This window comes from Streptomyces sp. NPDC006372 (genome assembly GCF_040612515.1).
Classification (GTDB): domain Bacteria; phylum Actinomycetota; class Actinomycetes; order Streptomycetales; family Streptomycetaceae; genus Streptomyces.
On sequence record NZ_JBEXQJ010000053.1, the window covers coordinates 19,485 to 40,617 of the forward strand.

Below are 21,133 nucleotides of genomic sequence, written 5' to 3' on the forward strand. Positions count from 1 at the left end.
GCCCGGCCCGCTAAGAGAGTCCTTCCAGCAGCACCTTGGTGAAGCTTCTGACCCATTCCTCGTCCGCCGGTTCCGCGCTGACCAGGGTGCGGTGGACCACCGCACCCGCGACCATGTCGAAGATCAGGTCCGCCGTGCGGGCCGCTGACTCCGGGTTCGGTTCGGGTGGGAGTTCGCCTCGTTCCTGGGCTCGGCACCGGCCCTCCAGGACCAGGCGCTTCTGGCGGTCGACGACCGACGCGCGGATGCGCTCGCGCAGGGCGTCGTCGCGGGTGGCCTCCGCCACCACCGCCATCAGGCCGCTCTTCGCCTCCGGGAGGGCCAGGATCGCCGCGAACTGGAGTACGACGCCCTCGATGTCCGCGGCCAGACTGCCCCGGTCGGGCAGGCGGAGTTCGTCGAAGAGCTCCGCGACCGCGTCGACGACCAGCTCGTTCTTGCCCGCCCAGCGGCGGTAGAGCGTCGTTTTCGCAACCCCGGCGCGTGTCGCCACGTCTCCCAGGGTGAGCTTGGACCATCCCAGGTCGACCAGCGCCTCCCGCGTCGCGGCCAGGATCGCGGCGTCCGCCGTGGCGCTGCGCGGGCGCCCGGTGCGGCTGGCGGGGCTGCGGCTCTGCATGCCCTGACCATAAACCGACGGTTCCTGTGTGGCCGTGAGGGAGATCACCGGGGGGTGGTGTCCCCGGCCCGGGGCGTGGCATTACGCTACGTCTCGTAGCGAAAGCTCGTGACGGACGTACACGGGCTTCGTCACGACGGTGCCGAGTGGGGACCCGGCACCCAAGGGGACCGACCAGCCCGGCTTTCACACCGTTTTTCACACGCGCGCGCAGTACGGGGGAGGATAGACGCATGCAGCCACGGAACATGTCCATGAGCGGAGTCGTCGACCTCGCCGCGGTGAAGGCGGCCCAGGAGGCCAAGGCGAAGGCGGAGCAGGCGCGAGCCCAGGCCGCCCGGGAGGGCGGGACGGGGGCGATCTCCCCGGCCGATCTCGTCATCGACGTCGATGAGGCGGGGTTCGAGCGGGACGTCCTGCAGCGGTCCGCCGAGGTGCCCGTCGTCATCGACTTCTGGGCCGAGTGGTGTCAGCCCTGCAAGCAGCTGAGCCCCGTCCTGGAGCGGCTGGCCGTCGAGTACAACGGCCGCTTCCTGCTCGCCAAGATCGACGTCGACGCCAACCAGATGCTGATGCAGCAGTTCGGCATCCAGGGGATCCCCGCGGTGTTCGCGGTCGTCGCCGGGCAGGCCCTGCCGCTCTTCCAGGGGGCCGCCGACGAGACGCAGATCCGGCAGACCCTGGACCAGCTGGTGCAGGTCGCCGAGCAGCGCTTCGGCCTGACGGGCCTCACCGTCGACCCCGACGCCGAGCCGGGCGGCGATGCCCAGGCGGCCCCCGAGCGACCGGCCGGCCCGCATGACGGCCTCCTCGAGTCCGCCGTCCAGGCGCTGGACTCGGGTGACCTGGGCGGTGCCATCCAGGCCTACAAGAACGTGCTGAACGAGGACCCGGGCAACGAGGAGGCCAAACTGGGCCTCGCCCAGGCCGAGTTGCTCCAGCGGGTGCAGGGCATCGACCCGCAGCAGGTGCGCAAGGACGCGGCCGAGAAGCCGGCCGACGTGCAGGCGCAGATCACCGCCGCCGACCTGGACCTGGTGGGCGGGCACGTGGAGGACGCCTTCGGCCGGCTGATCGAGACCGTGCAGCGTACGTTCGGTGACGACCGGGACACCGTGAGGATGCGGCTGCTGGAGCTGTTCGAGGTGGTCGGATTCGAGGATCCGCGCGTGATCGCGGCCCGTAGGGCCCTGGCGCGCGCCCTGTTCTGACCAGTCGTTAAACACGCGGGCATGTGGTGCCCGCGTGAAAAATTTGCCGACAGAGCGTCACCGCGGCCGCGCTTTACCAAAACTTGGTAATCGCGGCCGCTGTTACTGCGAGTAAGTCGTGGGCGTTGATCTGTCGGATTCTGTCCATCGATCAACAGCTTTGTACCGCCGTCGGGCGACACCCTGCGTCGCCGTCCGAGACCATCGGGTCGGTGTTCGGTTATCCGGCCGTTACCAGCCAGTAACGAACCCCCTTGTGCGGGCGGCCAGAATGGACCACGATCGGCCACGCTCGGTCCATTCCCGTACCCCGGCAGCCGGTTGGGTCGCGGGACGTCCTGGGTCCCCACCGAGCAGAGCCGGCGGCAGTGGCGCCGGCTCTTGGACAGGGGGGTCTTCGCCTGCTCGGCGAAGCCTGTCCAGCAGGGTTGTGCGTGATGCGTGTCAGGCGCGACCAGTGGTTGTCGCTCGGGGGTGATCGCCGGTGATTCGGGCGCGAGTTGTGCCTCCGAGTGCGGGCGCTCTCCTTCCCGAGGACGTAGCACTTCTCCCATCCCTGCCCGGCTGAGCCGCTACTCGGGGCGAGCCAGGACAGGAGATGTACGTCCGAGAAGGAGGAAATATGGAGTCCCAGGTGCGTGGCGGGACCAGATGGAAGCGGTTCGCTGTGGTCATGGTGCCCAGCGTCGCCGCTGCGGCATGTGTGGGTGTCGGACTCGCGCAGGGGGCGCTGGCCGCTTCGTTCAGCGTTTCCGGTCAGCAGTTCAAGGTGTCGGCCGGTCACCTGCACGGTGAGGGTTTCGCTCAGTACGGCGGAATCGACACCGTCTACAAGAAGACGGACGGCAAGGAACAGACCCAGGTTCCCGTCGCGATCTCGTCGTTCGACGACGCGACGATCACCAAGATGTGCCAGTCGGTCGCGACGCCGATCCCCCTCATAGGCAAGACGGTCTACCTCCGTCTTGATGCGGGGACCGACCCGAAGAAGCCGGTCACGGCGCACAACCTGTACATCGACGTCGCTCAGCTCGACGCCGACGCCGAGTTCAAGAACATCGACATCGGCGTCGCGGTTCAGGACAAGACCCGTGGTCCTGAAGTCAAGGACAAGAAGTCCACGCTGCCGGGCGGCTTCGCCCAGCAGGCCGAGTCGGCCGACCTCTACGGCGTCGAGCAGACGGCGTGGGCGACCACGGCGGGCACGTTCAAGCTCAGTGGCCTGTCGATGAAGCTCGGCATGGACAAGGACATGGAGTGCTACTGAGGCCTCCGGTTCACGGGCACCCCAGGGGCGGCTGAACTGCTCCTGAGGGGCGGGGAAGCAGCGGCTTCCCCGCCCTGCGGGCCCGGCCCGGCCGCGAGCCGGGCACCTTCACAGACTTAGACTTTCCGGCTTCTCCACACGCCTACGGCCGAGCCGGTACGTACCTCCACCGGACCGAGGGAGCTGTTTTCCATGAGTGCCGAGACTCCGGTCCAGAGCGCCGGGACCTTCACCCGGCTGCGTCGGCGATTCCGTGACTGGCGGGGCACCCGGCCGTTCTGGGCAGGCCTGTTCACCATCCTCGGCGGGGTGCCCATCGCGTACTTCCCCTACGCCACCCTCAAGCTGGGAACCATGTCGCTCACCATGGCGACCACCGCGGGTGCCGGCTCCCTCATCATCGGGGTTCTGCTCGTCACGCTGGGCCTGACCATGTGGTTCCAGCAGGCGACGCGGGTCTTCGCCGGTGTCGCGGCGATCATCCTCGCTCTGGTGTCGCTGGTGGTCTCGAACATCGGGGGCTTCATCATCGGCTTCCTGCTGGCGATGCTCGGCGGCGCGCTCGGGATCTCCTGGGCCCCGGGCAAGACGGAGTCCGCCGGGGGCGGCCGGCAGCCGGATGGTCAGGGGCCCACGACGGAGGGCGCGGCGGAACCCGCTTCCGACGGTGTCGCAGGGGAGCCGGGGCAGACGTTCTCTCCCTTCGGGACCGACGACAGCGGATCGGCGGGTGGCGCCCGGCCCGAGGCCCATCACGGGGGGTACCGTGTCGGCTGACGCCCACCACCAGTTGCCCGAGTCCACGGCGCGAGCGAGAACGGGGCCTCGTCACGCGGCCCCCAAGAAGCCGCTGTTCACCCGGTTCCAGATGCCGGCCGGCAAGGCGATAGCCATGGCGGCGATGCCCACCGCCGTGCTCATGGGCATGGGATTCACCCCGACTCTCGCCCTTGCCGACGACCACCCGTCCACGGCGAACAGCCTCAAGGCGGACGAGTACAAGGACTGCGTCGCGGCGCTGGACGACGACAAGGACGGCGCCTCTCCCTCGCCCTCGGCGAGTGACAGCGGGACCGACGGCAAGAAGGACCAGGACGCGGCCGAGCCGAGCCCCTCGGCGTCCGCAGGCGGTTCGGAAGCGGACGCGGACAAGACCCCGTCGGGCTCGTCGGGTTCGTCGAATTCGTCGGATTCAGGTTCCGACGACACGGGCGACAAGACCGAGCCCACGCCGACCCCTTCGGCCTCCTCGGGCACCTCGGGCGAGGACGACGCGGCCACGCCGAGTCCCTCGGCGTCCGAGAGCGGTGGCGGTCTGCTGGAGGGCATCGGCGACGCGATCGGCGGCATCCTCACGGGCGGCAAGTCCACCGCGAGCCCGAGCCCCACGCCGTCCGCGTCCGCTTCGCCGTCCGGGGACAAGGCCGACGACGAGGCCACCAGCAAGGACGACGCGTCCGACACCGTCAAGGAGACCACCGACAAGGTCACCGACACGGCGCAGGACGCGGTGAAGGACACGACCGACAAGGCGTCGAAGGCGGCTGAGGACACCACCGAGGCGGCGAAGAAGGCGGCCGAAGAGGCGGCGGACAAGGCCACCGCCTCCCCGAGCCCGTCCGAGAGCTCCTCCGTGGACCCCGAGGACTGCCCGGCCGCCACGGACGCCGAGGGCGGGATCGACAACAAGATCCTCGTGCCCGACGAGCCCTGGCGCCTGGAGGCCAGCTCGCTGACGCTGAAGGGTGCCGACTACCAGGGCATCGTCGAGGTGAAGACCGCGAGCGGCGCCACCAAGAAGGTCCTGAAGTACGTCATCAACGACGGGACCGACATCGGGGACCTGCACCAGCTCGTCAAGGACAAGCTGTCCGGCAAGACGCACCACGTCCAGGCGGCCAAGGGGTCGACGTCCACGATCACCGACGGCAAGACGGTGATGTACACGGAGAGCATCTCCGGAAACCTGCTCGGCCTGATCCCGGTCACGTTCGACCCGGAGCACCCGCCGCCCCTGAACATCCCGTACATCTACTTCACCAACGTGAAGGTCACCCAGGCAGGCCAGTTCGGAGGCACGCTGACCGTGCCGGGGCTGCACCAGTACGTCACCGACTGATCCGGTCTTCTCCGGGAGCCGCGAAATCTGTGCCCCGCCGGGTGTCCACCCGGCGGGGCACAGCTGCGTTTTCCAGCTCAGTCGTCCTCGTCCTCATCGTCCTCGAAGCGCGGCAGGACGTTGGTGTCCATGCCGTACTCGCCGAAAAGGTCGACCAGGGCTCTGGTCATGGCGTCCAGGCCGCCTTCACGGACGATCACGAGGTCGGGGATCTGGAGGTACAGGCCGTTGGCACACTCGCCGGTGGTGGACCAGCGGTCCATCACCTCTGCGATCTTCCGAGGGGTCATGAAGCTCGCGGTCCACCCCTTGCCGTCATGGGCGCGGATGACCGCGTCGACGTCCTCGACGGTGTCGGCGTCGTCCTCCAGGCCGAGTACATAGGTGACGGAGAAGTCGGCCGTCTCCACGGTCACCAGCGGCTCATGAGCCATAGATCTTCAGCAACTCCTTGATGACGTGCGGCTCGTTCGGCTTGTCGGACTTACCGATGATCTCGAAGCCGCCGTCGACCTCGCGGAAGAAGAGCCGGGCGCCCTTGTCGCTCCGAAGGTAGCGGATGCCGTGCGACAGCGCCTTGGAACCCCTGCCCGGCTGGTCGTTGCCGTCCATGAGCTTGTTGATCAGCTGGTTCATCTCGCGCTGCACGTCCTGGTTCTTCGTGGACTTCTCGGCGAGCTTGGCGAGCCTGCTGTTCTTGCCGAGCGCCGAGGTCACACAGATCTTCGGCTTCCCGGCGGAGGCGACGGCGAGTGCCCCTGACTTCGCGGAGGCTCCGTGGAACGCGGCCCGCTGGGCGGCAGCGCCTCCGGCGAACGGAACGAGGCACGCTACGGCGCTCTGGCCCTTCTTGACCCGGTCCACGACCGTGCGCAACCGGTCCAGGGTGTCCTTGGCCTTGTCCAGGCCCTCCCAGAAGGAGTGGATGCCCTTGCCGACCCGGTAGATCGCCTTGCCGACCGCCGGAATCTTGGTGACCGCCGTGCCGACGAGGATGACGTTGACCAGAGTCCAGAGGCAGCCTTCGACGTCGCGCTTGGTGAAGCACTTCTTGGCGTCGTTGTAGCCCAGCTCGTCGAGGATGATCTGGCCGCCGTTGGCGACCACCCAGTCCATGACGTCCATGGCCAGGAGTTGCTTGGCCTCGCGGAACTCGTCCACGCAGGTCTGGCCGCACTGGGCGAGGAGCAGGGCCTCCTCGTCCTGGGTGAGGTCCGGCCCGGTCTCGGGCTTGGGACCCTCCATCGCGGCCTGGCGGGCTTTCTCCTGCTCCTCGAGGAACTCCTTCTCGGCGCGGTCGGCCGCCGCGTCGGCCGCCTTCGCGTCCTCGTTGGCGTTGGCGGCGGACTGCTCCGCGGTGTCCGCGTCCTTCTCGGCCTGGGTGGCCGCGGAGTCGGCGGCGCCTGCGTCGCGGGTGGCGGCGTCGGCGGAGGCGCGGGCGTTCGTGGCGCTCTTCTCGGCCTCGGTGGCCTCGTTGTTCGCCGCCGTGGCCTCGCTCGAGGCGTCACGGGCGGCGCTGTCGGCGTAGAACCAGTCCGTGCCCGCTTGGGCGACGTACTCGCTGGTCCTGGCGTCGGCCTTCTTGGCCGCCTCGGCGGCCTTGGCGGCCTCAGCAGCCGAAGCCCGGGCGGCGGAGGCGGACTTGAGCGCGGCTGCCGCGTCGGCTGCCGCCGCCGCTGCCGCCTGTGCGGCGAGCTTGGCGTCACCGGCGGCCTTCTCGGCCAGCGCCTTGGCGTCGGCGGCGGCCTTGTCGGCCTCCTTGGCCTTGGCGGCGGCCGCGGCGGCCTGCCGCTCCGCGATCGGCTTGGAGGCCTGGCCGACGAGCACCGCGAACGCGGCCGAGATGTCGGTTTCCTTGTACGGAGTCCCGATGGCGATGGCCTGGTTGGCGGGCTTGATCACCTCGGCGGCCGAGTCACGGGCCGCGGAGGCCGCCTGGCCGGCTGCGTACGCGTGTCCGGCGGTCACGGCCGCCCAGGCGCTGGTCTTGGCGGCCTCGGCGCCGGCCGCTTTCGCTTCCTGGTTCGCCTTGAGGGAAGCGGCCTGGGCCTTTTTGGCCTCCTGCTCGGCCTTGGCGGCGTCTGCGGAGGCGGCATCGGAGGCGTCGATGGCCTCGGCGGCCGCGGCGTGCGCGGTCGCTCCGGCCGCGACGGCCGTCTGGTAGGCAGACCACGCCTTGTCGGCGGCCGCGCGCGAGCGCTGCGCCGCGGCGTCGGCACGGGTGGCGGCGGCGCGGGCGTTCTGCGCCGCGGTGCTCGCCTCGCCGGCGGCGGTGTTCGCCCGTGTGGCCGCGCCGGCCGCCTCGTCGGCGGCGGCTCGGGCCTCACTGGCGGCCTGCCGGGTCTCGCCCGCGGCGCTGGTGCCGACGGCCGCGGCGGCGGCCGACTCCAGGGCGGCGGCTCGGGCGGCGGTGGCCTTCTTGTTGCGCTCCGCCTCCTCGGCCTTCTCACGCGCGGCGGCGGCCTTGCCCTCGGCGAGGAGCGCCACGGAGAGCTGCTCGTCGGCCGTACTGGCTGCGTTCTCCGCCTTGGTGCGGGCCTGCCCGGCCGTCTCGCGCTCGTCGGCCGCGCGCTGCTCGGCAGCCTGCGCCTTGGCGCGTTCGCCGGCCGCGGTCTTGCGCTCCTTCGCGGCGACGGCCTTTTCGTGCTCGGCCTTGGCGCGCTGCGTCTTGGCGGTCTCCGCCGCCACGCGGGCCGTCTCCTCCGCCTGCTCGGCGGTGGCCTGCGCGTTCTTCGCCTTCGTGGCGTTGGCCGCGGCGTCCTTCGCCAGCGCGTCCGCCGACACCCTGGCCGCCTTCGCCTGGGCCGCCGCCTCCTGGGCGGCGATCCGGCGGAACTCGGTGTTGACGGCGTGTGCCTGGGTCTTGGACAGCGCGAACAGGGCCTTGCTGTCCGCGACCGTCGCCTTGGCGGCGTTCACCGCGGTCTGGGTGGCCTTCGCCGCCGCCTGGGCGGCGGCGTACGAGGCCTTGGCGGCCTGCACCGACTGCTGCGCGTACAGCAGGCCACGGCCGCGCGGCGTCTTGGCGGCGTCCGCGATGGCGTAGGCGTCGTTCTGCGCGGTGCCGGCCTGCTCCGAGGCCGTCTTGGCCACGGCCACGGACTTGTTGGCCAGGGCGAGTTGCTCGGCGGCCTTCTTCTGCGCGTTGGCGAGGTCCGTCTTGGCCTGGGTGAAGACCGCTGCCTTGGGCCGGTGGATGTTGTCCTTGGGCTGACCGGCCCAGTACTTCTGCCAGAGCAGGATCTGCTCTGCGAGCCACGCCTGTCCGATGGACTCGATCATCGACTCGGTGGCCTTGCGGGCCTCGGCCGAAGCGGTCGCCTCGGCGGCCATGATGGTCGTCCGCGGCTTGGCCTGAGCGGCGTACTCCTGCTCCCACTCCTGATGGGCGGTCAGGACCACCGGGGTGAGGATCCGCCGGGCGTCGACGGGGTTGTAGCTGTCACAACCGCCCCAGCCGACCTTGAGGGACTCGACCTCCATGCGGTACTCGGCGGAGCCCTCCTCCAGCGGCTTGGTGACGAAGCCGCCGTGGCGCAGGAAGGAGGCGACGTCGCTGGCGGTGGTCCAGTTGTAGGGGCCGCGGACGTCGGTGTCCCCGAACATCTCGTCGGCGGCGAAGTCGTTCCAGTCGTCCTGGCCCTTGATCTCGGCGGCGATCTTCTTCGCCTGGTCGACCGAGCTCTTGGTGGGCACGCTCCGGCCGTCCTGGCCGAGCCGGTTGTACAGGTCCTGCTGCGGACCGAGGGTGAAGGCGACGACGTCCTTGTCGAACTCGGGAGCGTGGTACTCGGTGCCCGAGTCCCAGCCCGTCTGTGCGTAGATCTTGTTGGCCGTCTCCCAGCGCTCCGTGCGCTTCCTGGACTGGCTCAGGTAGTCGATGACGCCCTGGTTGTCCTTCCCGCGGGCGTCGCCGAGCGTGCCGAGGCCCACCTGGTGCCCTTCCAGGGCCGCGGTGAGGTCGGCGTCGGTCCCGTTGAGGGCTTTGGCCGCGGCGGCCTTGAGGGCGGGGCCGCCGATGTGCAGCGCCGTACCGGCCACGCACCGGTTCATCCGGGCGTCCTGTCCGAGGCTGATCCGGAACTGGCCGGCGTCCGGGTCCTCGGCCGGCGGATCGTCCGCCCGGGCGGGTGTCGCGTACACCAGTCCTGTCAGTACGGCTGATGCCGCCACCAGTGCGGTGCCGGCTAACCCCCGTGAGCGCATGGCTCTTCGCATGTTGTCGCCTGTCTACTGGACGTATGTTCGACCCAGGAGGCAGGCGGGCGCGAGTGTGGGTGTGCGGTGGCGGACGTGTTCGGACGGCCGACGGTTACTTCCGTCGGCGAACGTCCGCACTCCGGTCAGAGACTCCTGTGCGCTGGTCAGGCACACTTCCCCCGTACCCTCTCCCCCAGGGCTTCACAAGAGTTACACAGGAAACAGATTTCCGGTAGGTGTACTTCGTCACCCACAAGCAAGGGCGCCCCCCGCGTGACAGGGGGCGCCCTCTGCGCCGTACACGGGCCTGCACTCAGGCCCTTCCGGAAGGGTGGATCAGTTGGCGGAGCCGCCCAGGTGGTGGACGCGCACCATGTTGGTGGTGCCGGGGACGCCGGGGGGCGAACCGGCGGTGATGACCACGATGTCGCCCTCGTTGAAGCGGTTGAGCTTGACCAGCTCCTGCTCCACCAGGTCGACCATCTCGTCGGTGCTGTTCACGAACGGCACGACGTACGGCTCGACGCCCCAGCTCAGCGCCATCTGGTTGCGGGTGCCCTCGTCGGTGGTGAAGGCGATGATCGGCTGCTGTGCGCGGTAGCGGGACAGGCGGCGGGCGGTGTCGCCGGACTGAGTGAAGGCCACCAGGCCGCGGCCGCCCAGGAAGTCGGCGATCTCGCAGGCCGCACGGGCCACCGAACCGCCCTGTGTGCGCGGCTTCTTGCCCGGGACGAGCGGCTGCAGGCCCTTGGACATCAGCTCCTGCTCGGCCGCGGTGACGATCTTCGACATCGTCTTGACCGTCTCGACCGGGTACGCGCCCACGCTCGACTCGGCGGACAGCATGACCGCGTCGGCGCCGTCCAGGATCGCGTTGGCCACGTCGGAGGCCTCGGCGCGGGTCGGACGGGAGTTGGTGATCATCGACTCCATCATCTGGGTCGCCACGATCACCGGCTTGGCGTTGCGCCGGCACAGCTCGATCAGGCGCTTCTGCACCATCGGGACCTTCTCGAGCGGGTACTCGACGGCGAGGTCACCGCGGGCGACCATCACGCCGTCGAACGCCATCACGACGTCCTCCATGTTCTGCACCGCCTGCGGCTTCTCCACCTTGGCGATGACCGGGACGCGCCGGCCCTCCTCGTCCATCACGCGGTGCACGTCCTGGACGTCCTTGGCGTCGCGGACGAAGGACAGCGCGACGAGGTCGCAGCCCATGCGGAGGGCGAAGCGGAGGTCCTCGACGTCCTTCTCGGACAGCGCGGGCACGTTGACGGCCGCGCCGGGCAGGTTGATGCCCTTGTGGTCGGAGATGACGCCGCCCTCGATGACGATCGTCCTCACCCGGGGGCCCTCGACCTCGGTGACCTTCAGCTCGACGTTGCCGTCGTTGATGAGGACCTGGTCGCCCTTGGTCACGTCGCCGGGCAGGCCCTTGTAGGTCGTCCCGCAGATCGTCTTGTCGCCCGGGACGTCCTCGGTGGTGATGGTGAACTCGTCACCGCGGACCAGCTCCACGGGACCCTCGGCGAAGGTCTCCAGACGGATCTTCGGGCCCTGGAGGTCGGCGAGGACCCCGATGGCCCGGCCGGTCTCCTTGGCGGCGGCACGGACCCGGTCGTACCGGCCCTGGTGCTCGGCGTGCGAGCCGTGGCTGAAGTTGAAGCGGGCCACGTTCATGCCGGCTTCGATCAACGCGACAAGCTGCTCGTGGGAGTCGACCGCGGGGCCGAGAGTACAGACGATTTTCGAACGGCGCATGGGGGCGATCCTATCGGTTTGTTTCGCAACGGAATATTCCGTCTGGCGGAAAATACAAAAGGGCGGGTTGCCGCTCAGGTGTGATTCCCCGAACCAATTACCAGCGCGTAGGTCTGCGTCGCGATCTCCAATTCCTCGTCAGTAGGTACCACCGCCACCGCCACCCGGGCGCCCTCGGGCGAGATCAGCCGCGCCTCGTCGCCGCGCAGCGCGTTGCGCTCGCCGTCCACCGCCAGGCCCAGCTCCTCCAGGCCCGCCAGGGCGGCCGCCCGCACGGGAGCCGCGTTCTCGCCCACACCGGCGGTGAAGGCGACCGCGTCCACCCGCCCGAGTACGGCGTAATAGGCACCGATGTACTTCTTCAGGCGGTGAATGTAGATGTCGAACGCCAGCTCCGCCTGCTCGTCGCCCTCGTCGACGCGACGGCGGATCTCCCGCATGTCGTTGTCGCCGCACAGACCGATCAGACCGCTCTTCTTGTTGAGAAGAGTGTCGATCTCGTCGGCGGACATTCCACCAACACGCATCAAATGGAAGATGACGGCCGGGTCCATGTCTCCGGAGCGCGTACCCATCACGAGCCCCTCCAAAGGCGTCAGCCCCATGGAGGTGTCCACACAGCGACCGCCCCGCACGGCCGAGGCGGACGCCCCGTTGCCCAGGTGCAGCACGATCACGTTCGTCTCGGCCGGGTCCTTGCCCAGTAGCTCGGCGGTGGCCCGGGAGACGTAGGCGTGCGAGGTGCCGTGGAAGCCGTAGCGGCGGATGCGGTGCTCGTCGGCGGTCTTCACGTCGATCGCGTAGCGGGCGGCCGACTCCGGCATCGTGGTGTGGAACGCGGTGTCGAAGACGGCGACCTGCGGCAGGTCGGGCCGCAGCGCCTGTGCGGTACGGATCCCGGTGAGGTTGGCCGGGTTGTGCAGCGGGGCCACCGGGATGAGCCGCTCGATCTCGGCGAGCACCGCGTCGTCGATGACGGTCGGCTCGGTGAAGAACTTGCCGCCGTGCACCACCCGGTGCCCGATCGCGGCCAGTTCGGGCGAGTCCAGGCCGAGGCCGTCCTTCGCGAGCTCCTCGGCCACGGCCTTCAGAGCGGCGTCGTGGTCGGCGATCGCCCCGCCGCGCTCCCGGCTCTCGCCGCCGGCCGGAGTGTGCTTCAGCCGGGAGGTCTGCTCGCCGATGCGCTCGACCAGGCCCACCGCCAGCCGGTCGCCGTCGCGCATGTCGAGCAGCTGGTACTTCAGTGACGAGGAACCGGAGTTGAGGACGAGGACACGGGTCGGGCTGCTCACTGGGCGGTTGCCTTCTCGCTCGGGGACGGGGCGGGGGACTGGGCCTGGATCGCCGTGATGGCGACGGTGTTCACGATGTCCTGGACGAGGGCGCCCCGGGACAGGTCGTTGACCGGCTTGCGCAGACCCTGCAGCACCGGGCCGACGGCGATGGCGCCGGCCGAACGCTGCACGGCCTTGTAGGTGTTGTTGCCGGTGTTCAGATCCGGGAAGATCAGCACGCTCGCCTGCCCGGCGACCTCGGAGCCGGGCAGCTTGGTCGCCGCGACCGACGGCTCCACCGCGGCGTCGTACTGGATCGGGCCCTCGATGCGCAGGTCGGGCCGCCGCCTGCGGACGATCCCGGTGGCCTCGCGCACCTTGTCGACGTCGGCGCCGGAGCCGGACGTACCCGTGGAGTACGACAGCATGGCGATCCGCGGCTCCACGCCGAACTGCTCGGCCGTGGTCGCCGACTGTATGGCGATGTCCGCGAGCTGCTCGGCGTTCGGATCGGGATTGACCGCGCAGTCGCCGTAGACGAGCACCTTGTCGGCGAGGCACATGAAGAACACCGACGACACGATGTCGGCGTCCGGCTTGGTCTTGATGATCTCGAAGGCCGGGCGGATGGTCGCGGCCGTGGAGTGCACCGAGCCCGAGACCATGCCGTCGGCGAGACCCTCCTGCACCATCAGCGTGCCGAAGTAGTTCACGTCCGAGACGACGTCGTACGCCAGCTCCACGGTGACGCCCCGGTGGGCGCGCAGCGCCGCGTACTTCTCCGCGAAGGCGTCGCGCAGGTCGGACGCGGCCGGGTCGATCAGCTGGGACTCGCCCAGGTCGATGCCGAGATCGGCGGCCTTCTTGCGGATCCGGTCGACCGGGCCGAGCAGGGTGAGTTCGCACACGCCCCGGCGCAGCAGCACCTCGGCGGCGTGCAGCACGCGCTCCTCGGTGCCCTCGGGGAGCACCACGCGGCGCAGGTCGGAGCGGGCCTGCTCCAGCAGCTTGTGCTCGAACATCATCGGTGTGACGCGATCACTGCTCGGCGCGGAGACCCGGTGTGCCAGGTCGGCGGTGTCGGCGTACCGCTCGAACAGGCCGAGCGCCCGCTCCGCCTTGCGGGGGGTGGCCGCGTTCAGCTTCCCCTCCAGGGAGAAGAGCTGCTCGGCGGTGGGGAAGCTGGTGCCGGCCACCGACAGCACCGGGGTGCCGGGGGCGAGGCGGTCGGCGAGGGTGAGGATGTGGTCGCCGGGCACCTCGTCCAGGGTGAGCAGCACGCCCGCGATCGGCGGGGTGCCGGCGCTGTGTGCGGCGAGCGAGCCGACGACCAGGTCGGCCCGGTCGCCCGGGGTGACGACCAGGCAACCCTGGGTCAGGGCGTCGAGGAAGTTCGGCAGCATCGCGCCGCCGAAGACGAAGCCGAGCACGTCCCGGGCCAGGCCCGAGTCGTCGCCGAGCACCACCTTGCCGCCGAGGGCGTGGCTGATCTGCGAGACGGTCGGGGCGGACAGCGCGGGCTCGTCGGGCAGTACGTAACAGGGCACGGGGAGCCGGGAGTCGAGCTGGCGGGCGATCTCGTCGCGGTCCTCGCGGGCCACCCGGTTGGTGACCATGGCCAGGACGTCGCAGCCCAGGGTGTCGTAGGCGCGGTAGGCGTTGCGCGTCTCGGCGAGCGCGGACTCGACCGTCTGCTTGCGGCCGCCCACGACCGGGATCACGGACGCGCCGAACTCGTTCGCCAGCCGGGCGTTGAGCGACAGCTCGTCCGGGAGCTGGGTGTCGGCGAAGTCGGTGCCCAGGACCAGGACGACGTCGTAGTCCCGGGCGACCAGGTGGAAGCGCTCGACGAGCGTGGACACCAGCTCGTCCGTGCCGGCCTCGGCCTGGAGGGCGGAGGCCTCGTGGTAGTCCATGCCGTAGACGGTCGCGGGGTCCTGGGCGAGCCGGTAGCGGGCGCGCAGCAGCTCGAAGAGGCGGTCGGGCCCGTCGTGGACGAGGGGACGGAAGACACCCACCCGGTCGACCTGCCGGGTGAGGAGTTCCATGACCCCCAGTTCGACGACCTGGCGGCCGTCACCGCGGTCGATGCCGGTCACGTACACGCTGCGGGTCACGCGCGCTCTCCGTTCCGTCTCAGGGCAATGTCTTCTTGCTCAGGGGGATGTCTTGTTACCGGACGTCTTACCGGACGTCGAAAAATCGCCCACCGAGGTGAGCAGAACCAGCTTGACAATACCTCCGCCGCTGGATAAGGCGCCCGTCAGAGTGGGGTGCCCCATCGGGCTGTGGAGCGTGAAACAATCGGCGGAGGCTCACCGGTATCCACAGCGAGCAGGAGACACAGCACGATGCGTATCGGAGTCCTCACCGCAGGCGGCGACTGCCCCGGCCTGAACGCCGTGATCCGGTCGGTCGTGCACCGGGCGGTCGACAACTACGGCGACGAGGTCATCGGCTTCGAGGACGGGTACGCGGGCCTGCTGGACGGCCGCTACCGCAACCTCGACCTGAACGCGGTCAGCGGCATCCTCGCCCGCGGCGGCACCATCCTCGGCTCGTCCCGGCTGGAGCGCGACCGGCTCCGCGAGGCCTGCGAGAACGCCAGCGACATGATCCACCAGTTCGGCATCGACGCACTGATCCCGATCGGCGGCGAGGGCACGCTGACGGCGGCCCGCATGCTGTCCGACGCGGGCCTGCCGGTCGTGGGCGTCCCGAAGACGATCGACAACGACATCTCCTCCACGGACCGCACCTTCGGCTTCGACACGGCGGTCGGCGTCGCCACCGAGGCGATGGACCGCCTCAAGACCACCGCCGAGTCCCACCAGCGGGTGATGGTGGTCGAGGTCATGGGGCGCCACGCCGGGTGGATCGCGCTGGAGTCCGGCATGGCGGCCGGTGCGCACGGGATCTGTCTGCCGGAGCGTCCGTTCGACCCGGCCGACCTCGTGAAGATGGTCGAGGAGCGCTTCGCCCGCGGCAAGAAGTTCGCGGTCGTCTGCGTCGCCGAGGGGGCCCACCCCGCCGAGGGCTCCATGGACTACGGCAAGGGCGAGATCGACCAGTTCGGCCACGAGCGCTTCCTGGGCATCGGAACGGCACTCGCCCACGAGCTGGAACGACGGCTCGGCAAGGAGGCCAAGCCGGTCATTCTCGGCCACGTCCAGCGCGGCGGTACCCCGACCGCCTACGACCGGGTGCTCGCCACGCGCTTCGGCTGGCACGCGGTGGAGGCGGCGCACCAGGAGCAGTTCGGCAGGATGACGGCGCTACGCGGGACGGACATCGTCATGGTGCCGCTCGCGGAGGCGGTCACCGAACTGAAGACCGTGCCGAAGGACCGGATGGACGAGGCCGAGTCGGTCTTCTGAGCCGGGCGGCATCCGGGTTCTAGGCCGGGCTCTCCTGGATCGTCGTCCAGAAGTGCTCGACGATCCGGTCGAGGAAGTCGCGTGCGGAGTCGCCGGCGGCGCTGCTGCCGCCGCCCCAGCTCAGGGTGGCGGCCATGTGCCCCTGGTAGTCCTGGTGCAGTTCCTGGAGGGCGTTCTCCAGGAACCGCCGGTCCAGGGGCACGACCTTCGCCACGGGGCGTACGTAGGCCTGCCAGCGGGTGGTGACGGCGCTGCGCAGCAGGTCGCCGAGTCTGGCGTTCCGGCCGGTGACGGTGACGAAGTCGGGCAGCCGGAGGCCGAGCAGATCGGCGAGGGCGGCGGACTGCCGGTCGCTGCCGCGCCAGGAGTCGGTCTCCTCCATGCGCAGGTACGCGTGGAGTTCGTGCCCGACGATCCGGGCGACGTCCTCGGGGGCGAGGCCGCGGGCGGTGCGGTGCTCGCGCAGGGTGCGGGGTCTGCCGATGAGTTCGCCGGGCGAGCACCACAGGACGCCCGCCAGGGCGGTGAGTTCGGTTCCGGACGGGGCCGCGGCCCCGCGTTCCCAGGCGATGACGTGGTCCGGGGTGATGTGCGGGTGTCCGTACGAGACGCGCATGTCGTGGGCGACGTGGTCGGGCGTCATGCCGAGCGCGGCGCGCAGCCGGCGGGCGGCGGGGGCGTTGAAGGGCGGCGGCGTGGGGGGCGGGGTCGGTTCACTCGGGCGGGGTGAAGGTCGGCGCACGCGCCACAAGCTAGGGGCGTGGGACCGCGGCGACTACGGTCTGTTCGGCCAGGATCACGGATTGTAGGAAGCTACGGCTACTCGCGGGTTCGACCGGGGCTGAAGATCGTCTTGTCAACCGGGCGGGAACGGTGGTGAGGATGGCGCCGGGCCCGGCGGACGCGGGTCCGGAAAGGCAGTGAAAAACGTGAACGGCAAGCTCAACGGGCATATTCGCGAGCGTCTGCTGGCGACGAACTTCTGGCACCTCGCGACGGTGGGTGCGGACGGTGCGCCTCAGGTGTCGCCCATGTGGGCGGACATCGAAGGGGAGTACGTCATGGTCAACACCTCGATCGGGCGGGTGAAGGAGGAGAACCTGCGGCGCAATCCGTACGTTTCCCTCTCTCACCATGACCCCGAGAACCCCTACGACCGTGCGGAGATCCGGGGCAAGGTCGTCCGGTTCGTCGAGGGCGAGGAGGCGGAGCGGGGCATGGACCGGCTCGCGCGCAAGTACCTCGGGGAGGACCGGTACCCGTGGCTGCTGCCCGGGGAGCGCCGGGTGATGCTGCTGATCGAGCCGACGCGGGTGCGGACGCTGGAAGGTGTGGAGCCGTTCCGGGCGGGGGTCCTGCCGGAGGGGGCCGCCGGCTGAACTGATCCTCAGCGCCAGTCGGGCCCTCCCGGCGCCGGTGGCAGCCGGGACTCGATCCTCGCCCGGGTGTCCCGCATCACGGCGATGACCCGGGCCTCGTGCTCCGGGGTCAGCCGGGCCACCGGGATCGAACAGCTGATGGCGTCGACGGCCGGGGTGTCGTAGCGCAGGGGGAAACCGAAGCCGGCGATGCCGGGCACCGTCTCCTCGCGGTCGACGGAGTAGCCGCGTTCGCGCACCCCGGCCAGGTCGGCGAGCAGGGCGGCCCGGCTGGTGTGCGTGTTCTCCGTGAGGGCGGCCAACGGGCCGTCGTCGAAGGGTAGTTCGTCGTCGGTGCGCTCGGCGAGCAGCGCCTTGCCCAGCGCACCGGCATGGGCCGGGACGCGCCGGCCGACCCGGCTGAGGGTGCGCAGGTACTCGTGCGACTCCCGGGTGGCGAGGTAGACGACGTCCCGGCCGTCCAGCCGGGCCAGGTGGATCGTCTCGCCCAGCGCGTCCGACGCCTCGTCCAGGTACGGGCGGACCAGCCGGATGCGCCGGTCCCCGTCGAGGTAGCCGGTGCCGGTGAGCAGCGCCCGGATGCCGATGCCGTAGAGGGAGCCGGTGGTGTCGGTGCGGACCCAGCCGGAGTCGACGAGCGTCTGGAGCAGCTGGTACATGCTGCTGCGCGGCACGCCCAGGTCCTCCGTGAGCTGGTCGAGGCGGGAGGGCTCCTCGCCCCGCTCGGCGAGCAGTTCCAGCAGCGCGACGGTCCGGGCCGCCGACTTCACGCCGCGGACGCCTCTCCTCTCCTGCATGGGCTCATCGTAGGTCCGCGGCGATCCGGTCCGCCGCAATCCGTGATCGCACGACCATTGACCCCGCGCGTTCACCCACTTAGCCTCCATCTTCATACGTGGACGACATCTGCATACAGGGATGAGCTCCCACCAGTTCAAAGGGGAACTGCCTTGCCTCTGCTCGTAGTCGGGATCAGTGTCCTGATTCTGCTTCTCCTCATGACCAGGCTCAGACTGAACGGCTTCGCCGCCCTGCTGCTCGTGGCGGTCGGGGTGGCACTGGTCCAGGGCATTCCGGTGGCGACCATCCCGGACGTCCTCTCCGAGGGCATCGGGGACCAGATCGGCGACACCATGCTGACCATCGGGCTCGGCGCCATGGTCGGCCGTGTGATGGGGGACTCGGGCGCCGCGCAGCGGATAGCCGGCAAGCTCCTCGACGCCTTCGGCCCGCGCTGGGTCCAGGTCGCCATGGTGGTCACGTCCATGCTGATCGGCGTGACCATGTTCTACGAGGTCGCGTTCATCATCATCGTGCCCATCGCGTTCACCCTGGTCAGGGTCACCGGGGCGAAGCTGCTGTGGGTCGGCCTGCCGATGTCCATCGCCCTGTCCACCATGCACAGCTTCCTGCCGCCGCACCCCGGCCCCACCGCCGTCGCCGCGACCTTCCACGCCTCCGTCGGACTGACGCTGTTCTACGGCCTGTTCGTCGCCGTGCCCGCCGGGGCGCTCATCGCCCTCACCTGGCCCCGGCTCCCGTTCGTCGCGCGGCTGACGCCGGCCATCCCCAAGGGCCTGGTCAGCGAACGGGAGTTCACCGAGGAGGAGATGCCCGGGCTCGGCTGGTCGCTGTTCGTGGCGCTGTTCCCCGTGGTGCTGATCGTGGCCGCCGCCGTGACCGACATGGCCACCTCCGGTGAGAGCCCGTTCCTGCACGTCGTCGCCTTCGTCGGCTCGGCGCCGATCGCGCTGCTGCTGACCCTGTGCCTGGCGGTGTGGGCGTTCGGGCCGCGGATCGGCCGCAGCCTCGCCGACGTCGGCGCCTCCTGCACCTCGGCGGCCCAGGCGATGGCGATGATCCTGCTGGTGATCGGCGCGGGCGGGGCCTTCAAGAACGTGCTGGTCGAAGGCGGGATCTCCGACTACATCAAGGACGCCACCGACGGCTGGTCCATCTCCCCGATCGTCCTCGCCTGGCTCGTCGCCGTCATCCTGCGCATCGCGCTCGGCTCGGCCACGGTCGCCGTCGTCACGGCCTCCGGGGTGGCGCTGCCGCTCCTGGCGGGCAGTGGGGTGCACCCGGAGGTGATGGTGCTGGCCGTCGCCTGCGGCTCCATCGCGTTCTCCCATGTGAACGACCCCGGGTTCTGGCTGTTCAAGGAGTACTTCAACCTCTCCGTCATCGAGGCGATCAAGGTCCGTACGTCCTACACGACGGTGCTCGCCGTGCTGGGGCTGGGCGGGGTGCTGGTGGTCGAGTGGGTGCTCGACGGCGTTGGTCTGTGAATCACGTGTTCGAGAAGGGACATCCGATGAGCATCGGGCACAAGTCGACGGTGCCGACCGTTACGGCGTTCGCCGTCTACCCCGTCGCCGGCCGGGACAGCATGGAGCTGAACCTCTCCGGCGCGCACGGGCCGTACTTCACCCGCAACATCGTGGTTCTCACGGACTCCGAGGGGCGTACGGGCCTGGGCGAGGTGCCCGGCGGGGAGAAGATCACGCGGACGCTGCGGGACGCCGAGGGGCTGGTCGTCGGGGCGAAGGTGGGCGACTACAAGCGGGTGCTGCGGGAGATCGGCGAGCGGTTCGCCGACCGGGACGCCGGGGGGCGGGGTGCGCAGACCTTCGACCTGCGGACGACGGTGCACACCGTCACCGCGGTCGAGTCGGCGCTGCTCGATCTGCTCGGGCAGCATCTCGACGTGCCGGTGGCGGCGCTGCTGGGGGACGGGCAACAGCGGGACTCGGTGCGGGTGCTGGGCTATCTCTTCTACGTGGGTGACCCGGACCGGACGGATCTGGAGTACGTGCGGGAGCCCGACTCACCGGTGGAGTGGTACCGGGTGCGGCACGAGGAGGCGCTGTCGCCGGAGGCGATCGTCCGGCAGGGGGAGGCGGCGTACGAGCTGTACGGGTTCCGGGACTTCAAGCTCAAGGGGGGTGTGCTGGAGGGGGCGGAGGAGGTGCGGGCCGTGCGGGCGCTGAAGGAGCGGTTCCCGGAGGCCCGGGTCACCCTCGACCCGAACGGGGCGTGGTCGCTGCGGGAGGCGGTGGAGTTGTGCCGGCCGCTGGTCGGGACACTGGCGTACGCGGAGGATCCCTGTGGGGCGGAGGGGGGTTACTCCGGGCGGGAGATCCTCGCGGAGTTCCGCCGTGCGACCGGGTTGCCGACGGCGACGAACATGATCGCGACGGACTGGCGTCAGATGGCGCATGCGCTGGCACTGCAGTCGGTGTCCATCCCGCTGGCCGATCCGCACTTCTGGACCATGCAGGGGTCGGTGCGGGTGGCGCAGTTGTGCAACGCGATGGGGCTGACCTGGGGGTGTCACTCCAACAACCACTTCGACATCTCGCTGGCGATGGTGACCCACTGCGGGGCGGCGGCGCCGGGGGAGTACAACGCGCTGGACACGCACTGGATCTGGCAGGAGGGGCTGGAGCGGCTGACCGTCGATCCGCCGCGCATCGTCGGCGGAGAGATCGCGGTGCCGGACGCGCCGGGGCTGGGCGTACGGCTGGACGAGGACCGGCTTCTCGCTGCGCACGAGCTGTACCGGGAGAAGGCGTTGGGGGCGCGCGATGATGCGGCGGGGATGCGGTACCTGGTTCCGGGGTGGGAGTTCGACGCCAAGCGTCCGTGCTTGGTGCGGTGACCGCCGTGGGGGTGCGCGTAGCGCGTGAGGCCGCGTGGTGGGTCGGGGCCGCGCCGGGGGGTGTCCGTCCTCGGAACGGCGCGATGGGGTCTCACACCGACTGACTGGCGTTGACGCGCCAACCGCTGCGGGCGGACACCCCCCGACACGTCCCCTTCCGTGGCACGGCGGCTGCGAGCCGCCCTAGCTGCGGGCAGTCGTGCCGCTGGGGCGGCACGGGTGGGCGCAGCGGCACCCCGCTCCGCCGGGTTGCGGACCCACC

At 70.2% G+C, this 21,133-nt stretch carries 16 protein-coding genes; 8 read left to right on the top strand and 8 right to left on the bottom strand.

Going from position 1 to position 21,133, the window contains the following annotated elements; all coding sequences use genetic code 11:
* Positions 1–10: 10 nt before the first annotated feature.
* Positions 11–619: a TetR/AcrR family transcriptional regulator gene (locus ABZ016_RS40235; protein WP_356921730.1), complete on the bottom strand. Its 609-nt coding sequence runs from the start codon at positions 617–619 to the stop codon at positions 11–13.
* Between the two features lie 233 nt (positions 620–852).
* On the opposite strand from ABZ016_RS40235, the gene ABZ016_RS40240 reads away from it, so the two are divergent.
* From ABZ016_RS40240 to ABZ016_RS40255, 4 genes are all read left to right on the top strand, one after another.
* Positions 853–1,830, top strand: coding sequence for a tetratricopeptide repeat protein (locus tag ABZ016_RS40240; protein ID WP_356921731.1), 978 nt, complete (start codon positions 853–855; stop codon positions 1,828–1,830).
* Positions 1,831–2,452: 622 nt separating this feature from the next.
* Positions 2,453–3,097, top strand: coding sequence for a DUF6230 family protein (locus ABZ016_RS40245; RefSeq protein ID WP_356921732.1), 645 nt, complete (start codon positions 2,453–2,455; stop codon positions 3,095–3,097).
* Positions 3,098–3,289: 192 nt separating this feature from the next.
* Positions 3,290–3,874: a DUF6114 domain-containing protein gene (locus ABZ016_RS40250; RefSeq protein ID WP_356921733.1), complete on the top strand. Its 585-nt coding sequence runs from the start codon at positions 3,290–3,292 to the stop codon at positions 3,872–3,874.
* A 91-nt stretch (positions 3,875–3,965) separates the two neighbouring features.
* Entirely contained in the window at positions 3,966–5,216 is a 1,251-nt protein-coding gene (locus tag ABZ016_RS40255; protein WP_356921746.1) for a hypothetical protein, read from the top strand.
* A gap of 77 nt (positions 5,217–5,293) precedes the next feature.
* Here ABZ016_RS40255 and ABZ016_RS40260 read toward each other — a convergent pair whose 3' ends face one another.
* The 5 genes from ABZ016_RS40260 to pta form a co-directional block, all read right to left on the bottom strand.
* Positions 5,294–5,650 carry a hypothetical protein gene (locus ABZ016_RS40260; RefSeq protein WP_356921734.1) on the bottom strand — a complete coding sequence of 119 codons (357 nt, stop codon included), beginning with the start codon at positions 5,648–5,650 and terminating at the stop codon, positions 5,294–5,296.
* Positions 5,640–9,359 carry a hypothetical protein gene (locus ABZ016_RS40265; RefSeq protein WP_356921735.1) on the bottom strand — a complete coding sequence of 1,240 codons (3,720 nt, stop codon included), beginning with the start codon at positions 9,357–9,359 and terminating at the stop codon, positions 5,640–5,642. Before ABZ016_RS40265 ends, ABZ016_RS40260 begins: the two co-directional genes overlap by 11 nt.
* A gap of 393 nt (positions 9,360–9,752) precedes the next feature.
* Positions 9,753–11,180 (bottom strand): pyruvate kinase, encoded by a 1,428-nt coding sequence (pyk, locus tag ABZ016_RS40270; protein ID WP_356921736.1) that lies wholly within the window; start codon positions 11,178–11,180, stop codon positions 9,753–9,755.
* Between the two features lie 74 nt (positions 11,181–11,254).
* Complete coding sequence (locus ABZ016_RS40275) at positions 11,255–12,472, bottom strand: acetate kinase (protein ID WP_356921737.1); 1,218 nt, start codon at positions 12,470–12,472, stop codon at positions 11,255–11,257.
* Positions 12,469–14,571 carry a phosphate acetyltransferase gene (gene pta, locus ABZ016_RS40280; protein ID WP_356921738.1) on the bottom strand — a complete coding sequence of 701 codons (2,103 nt, stop codon included), beginning with the start codon at positions 14,569–14,571 and terminating at the stop codon, positions 12,469–12,471. Before pta ends, ABZ016_RS40275 begins: the two co-directional genes overlap by 4 nt.
* 234 nt (positions 14,572–14,805) lie before the next feature.
* Between pta and ABZ016_RS40285 the strand changes: the two genes are divergently transcribed.
* Positions 14,806–15,831 (top strand): ATP-dependent 6-phosphofructokinase, encoded by a 1,026-nt coding sequence (locus ABZ016_RS40285; RefSeq protein ID WP_356921739.1) that lies wholly within the window; start codon positions 14,806–14,808, stop codon positions 15,829–15,831.
* Between the two features lie 19 nt (positions 15,832–15,850).
* Here ABZ016_RS40285 and ABZ016_RS40290 read toward each other — a convergent pair whose 3' ends face one another.
* A complete protein-coding gene (locus tag ABZ016_RS40290) occupies positions 15,851–16,573 on the bottom strand; it encodes a helix-turn-helix transcriptional regulator (protein WP_356921740.1) in 723 nt (240 codons plus the stop codon).
* A 178-nt stretch (positions 16,574–16,751) separates the two neighbouring features.
* Between ABZ016_RS40290 and ABZ016_RS40295 the strand changes: the two genes are divergently transcribed.
* Positions 16,752–17,210: a PPOX class F420-dependent oxidoreductase gene (locus tag ABZ016_RS40295; RefSeq protein ID WP_356921741.1), complete on the top strand. Its 459-nt coding sequence runs from the start codon at positions 16,752–16,754 to the stop codon at positions 17,208–17,210.
* An 8-nt stretch (positions 17,211–17,218) separates the two neighbouring features.
* Here ABZ016_RS40295 and ABZ016_RS40300 read toward each other — a convergent pair whose 3' ends face one another.
* Positions 17,219–18,007 (bottom strand): IclR family transcriptional regulator, encoded by a 789-nt coding sequence (locus ABZ016_RS40300; RefSeq protein WP_356921742.1) that lies wholly within the window; start codon positions 18,005–18,007, stop codon positions 17,219–17,221.
* A gap of 153 nt (positions 18,008–18,160) precedes the next feature.
* Between ABZ016_RS40300 and ABZ016_RS40305 the strand changes: the two genes are divergently transcribed.
* A complete protein-coding gene (locus ABZ016_RS40305) occupies positions 18,161–19,498 on the top strand; it encodes a gluconate:H+ symporter (protein ID WP_356921743.1) in 1,338 nt (445 codons plus the stop codon).
* A 26-nt stretch (positions 19,499–19,524) separates the two neighbouring features.
* Positions 19,525–20,871 carry an enolase C-terminal domain-like protein gene (locus ABZ016_RS40310; protein WP_356921744.1) on the top strand — a complete coding sequence of 449 codons (1,347 nt, stop codon included), beginning with the start codon at positions 19,525–19,527 and terminating at the stop codon, positions 20,869–20,871.
* The last annotated feature ends 262 nt before the right edge of the window (positions 20,872–21,133 follow it).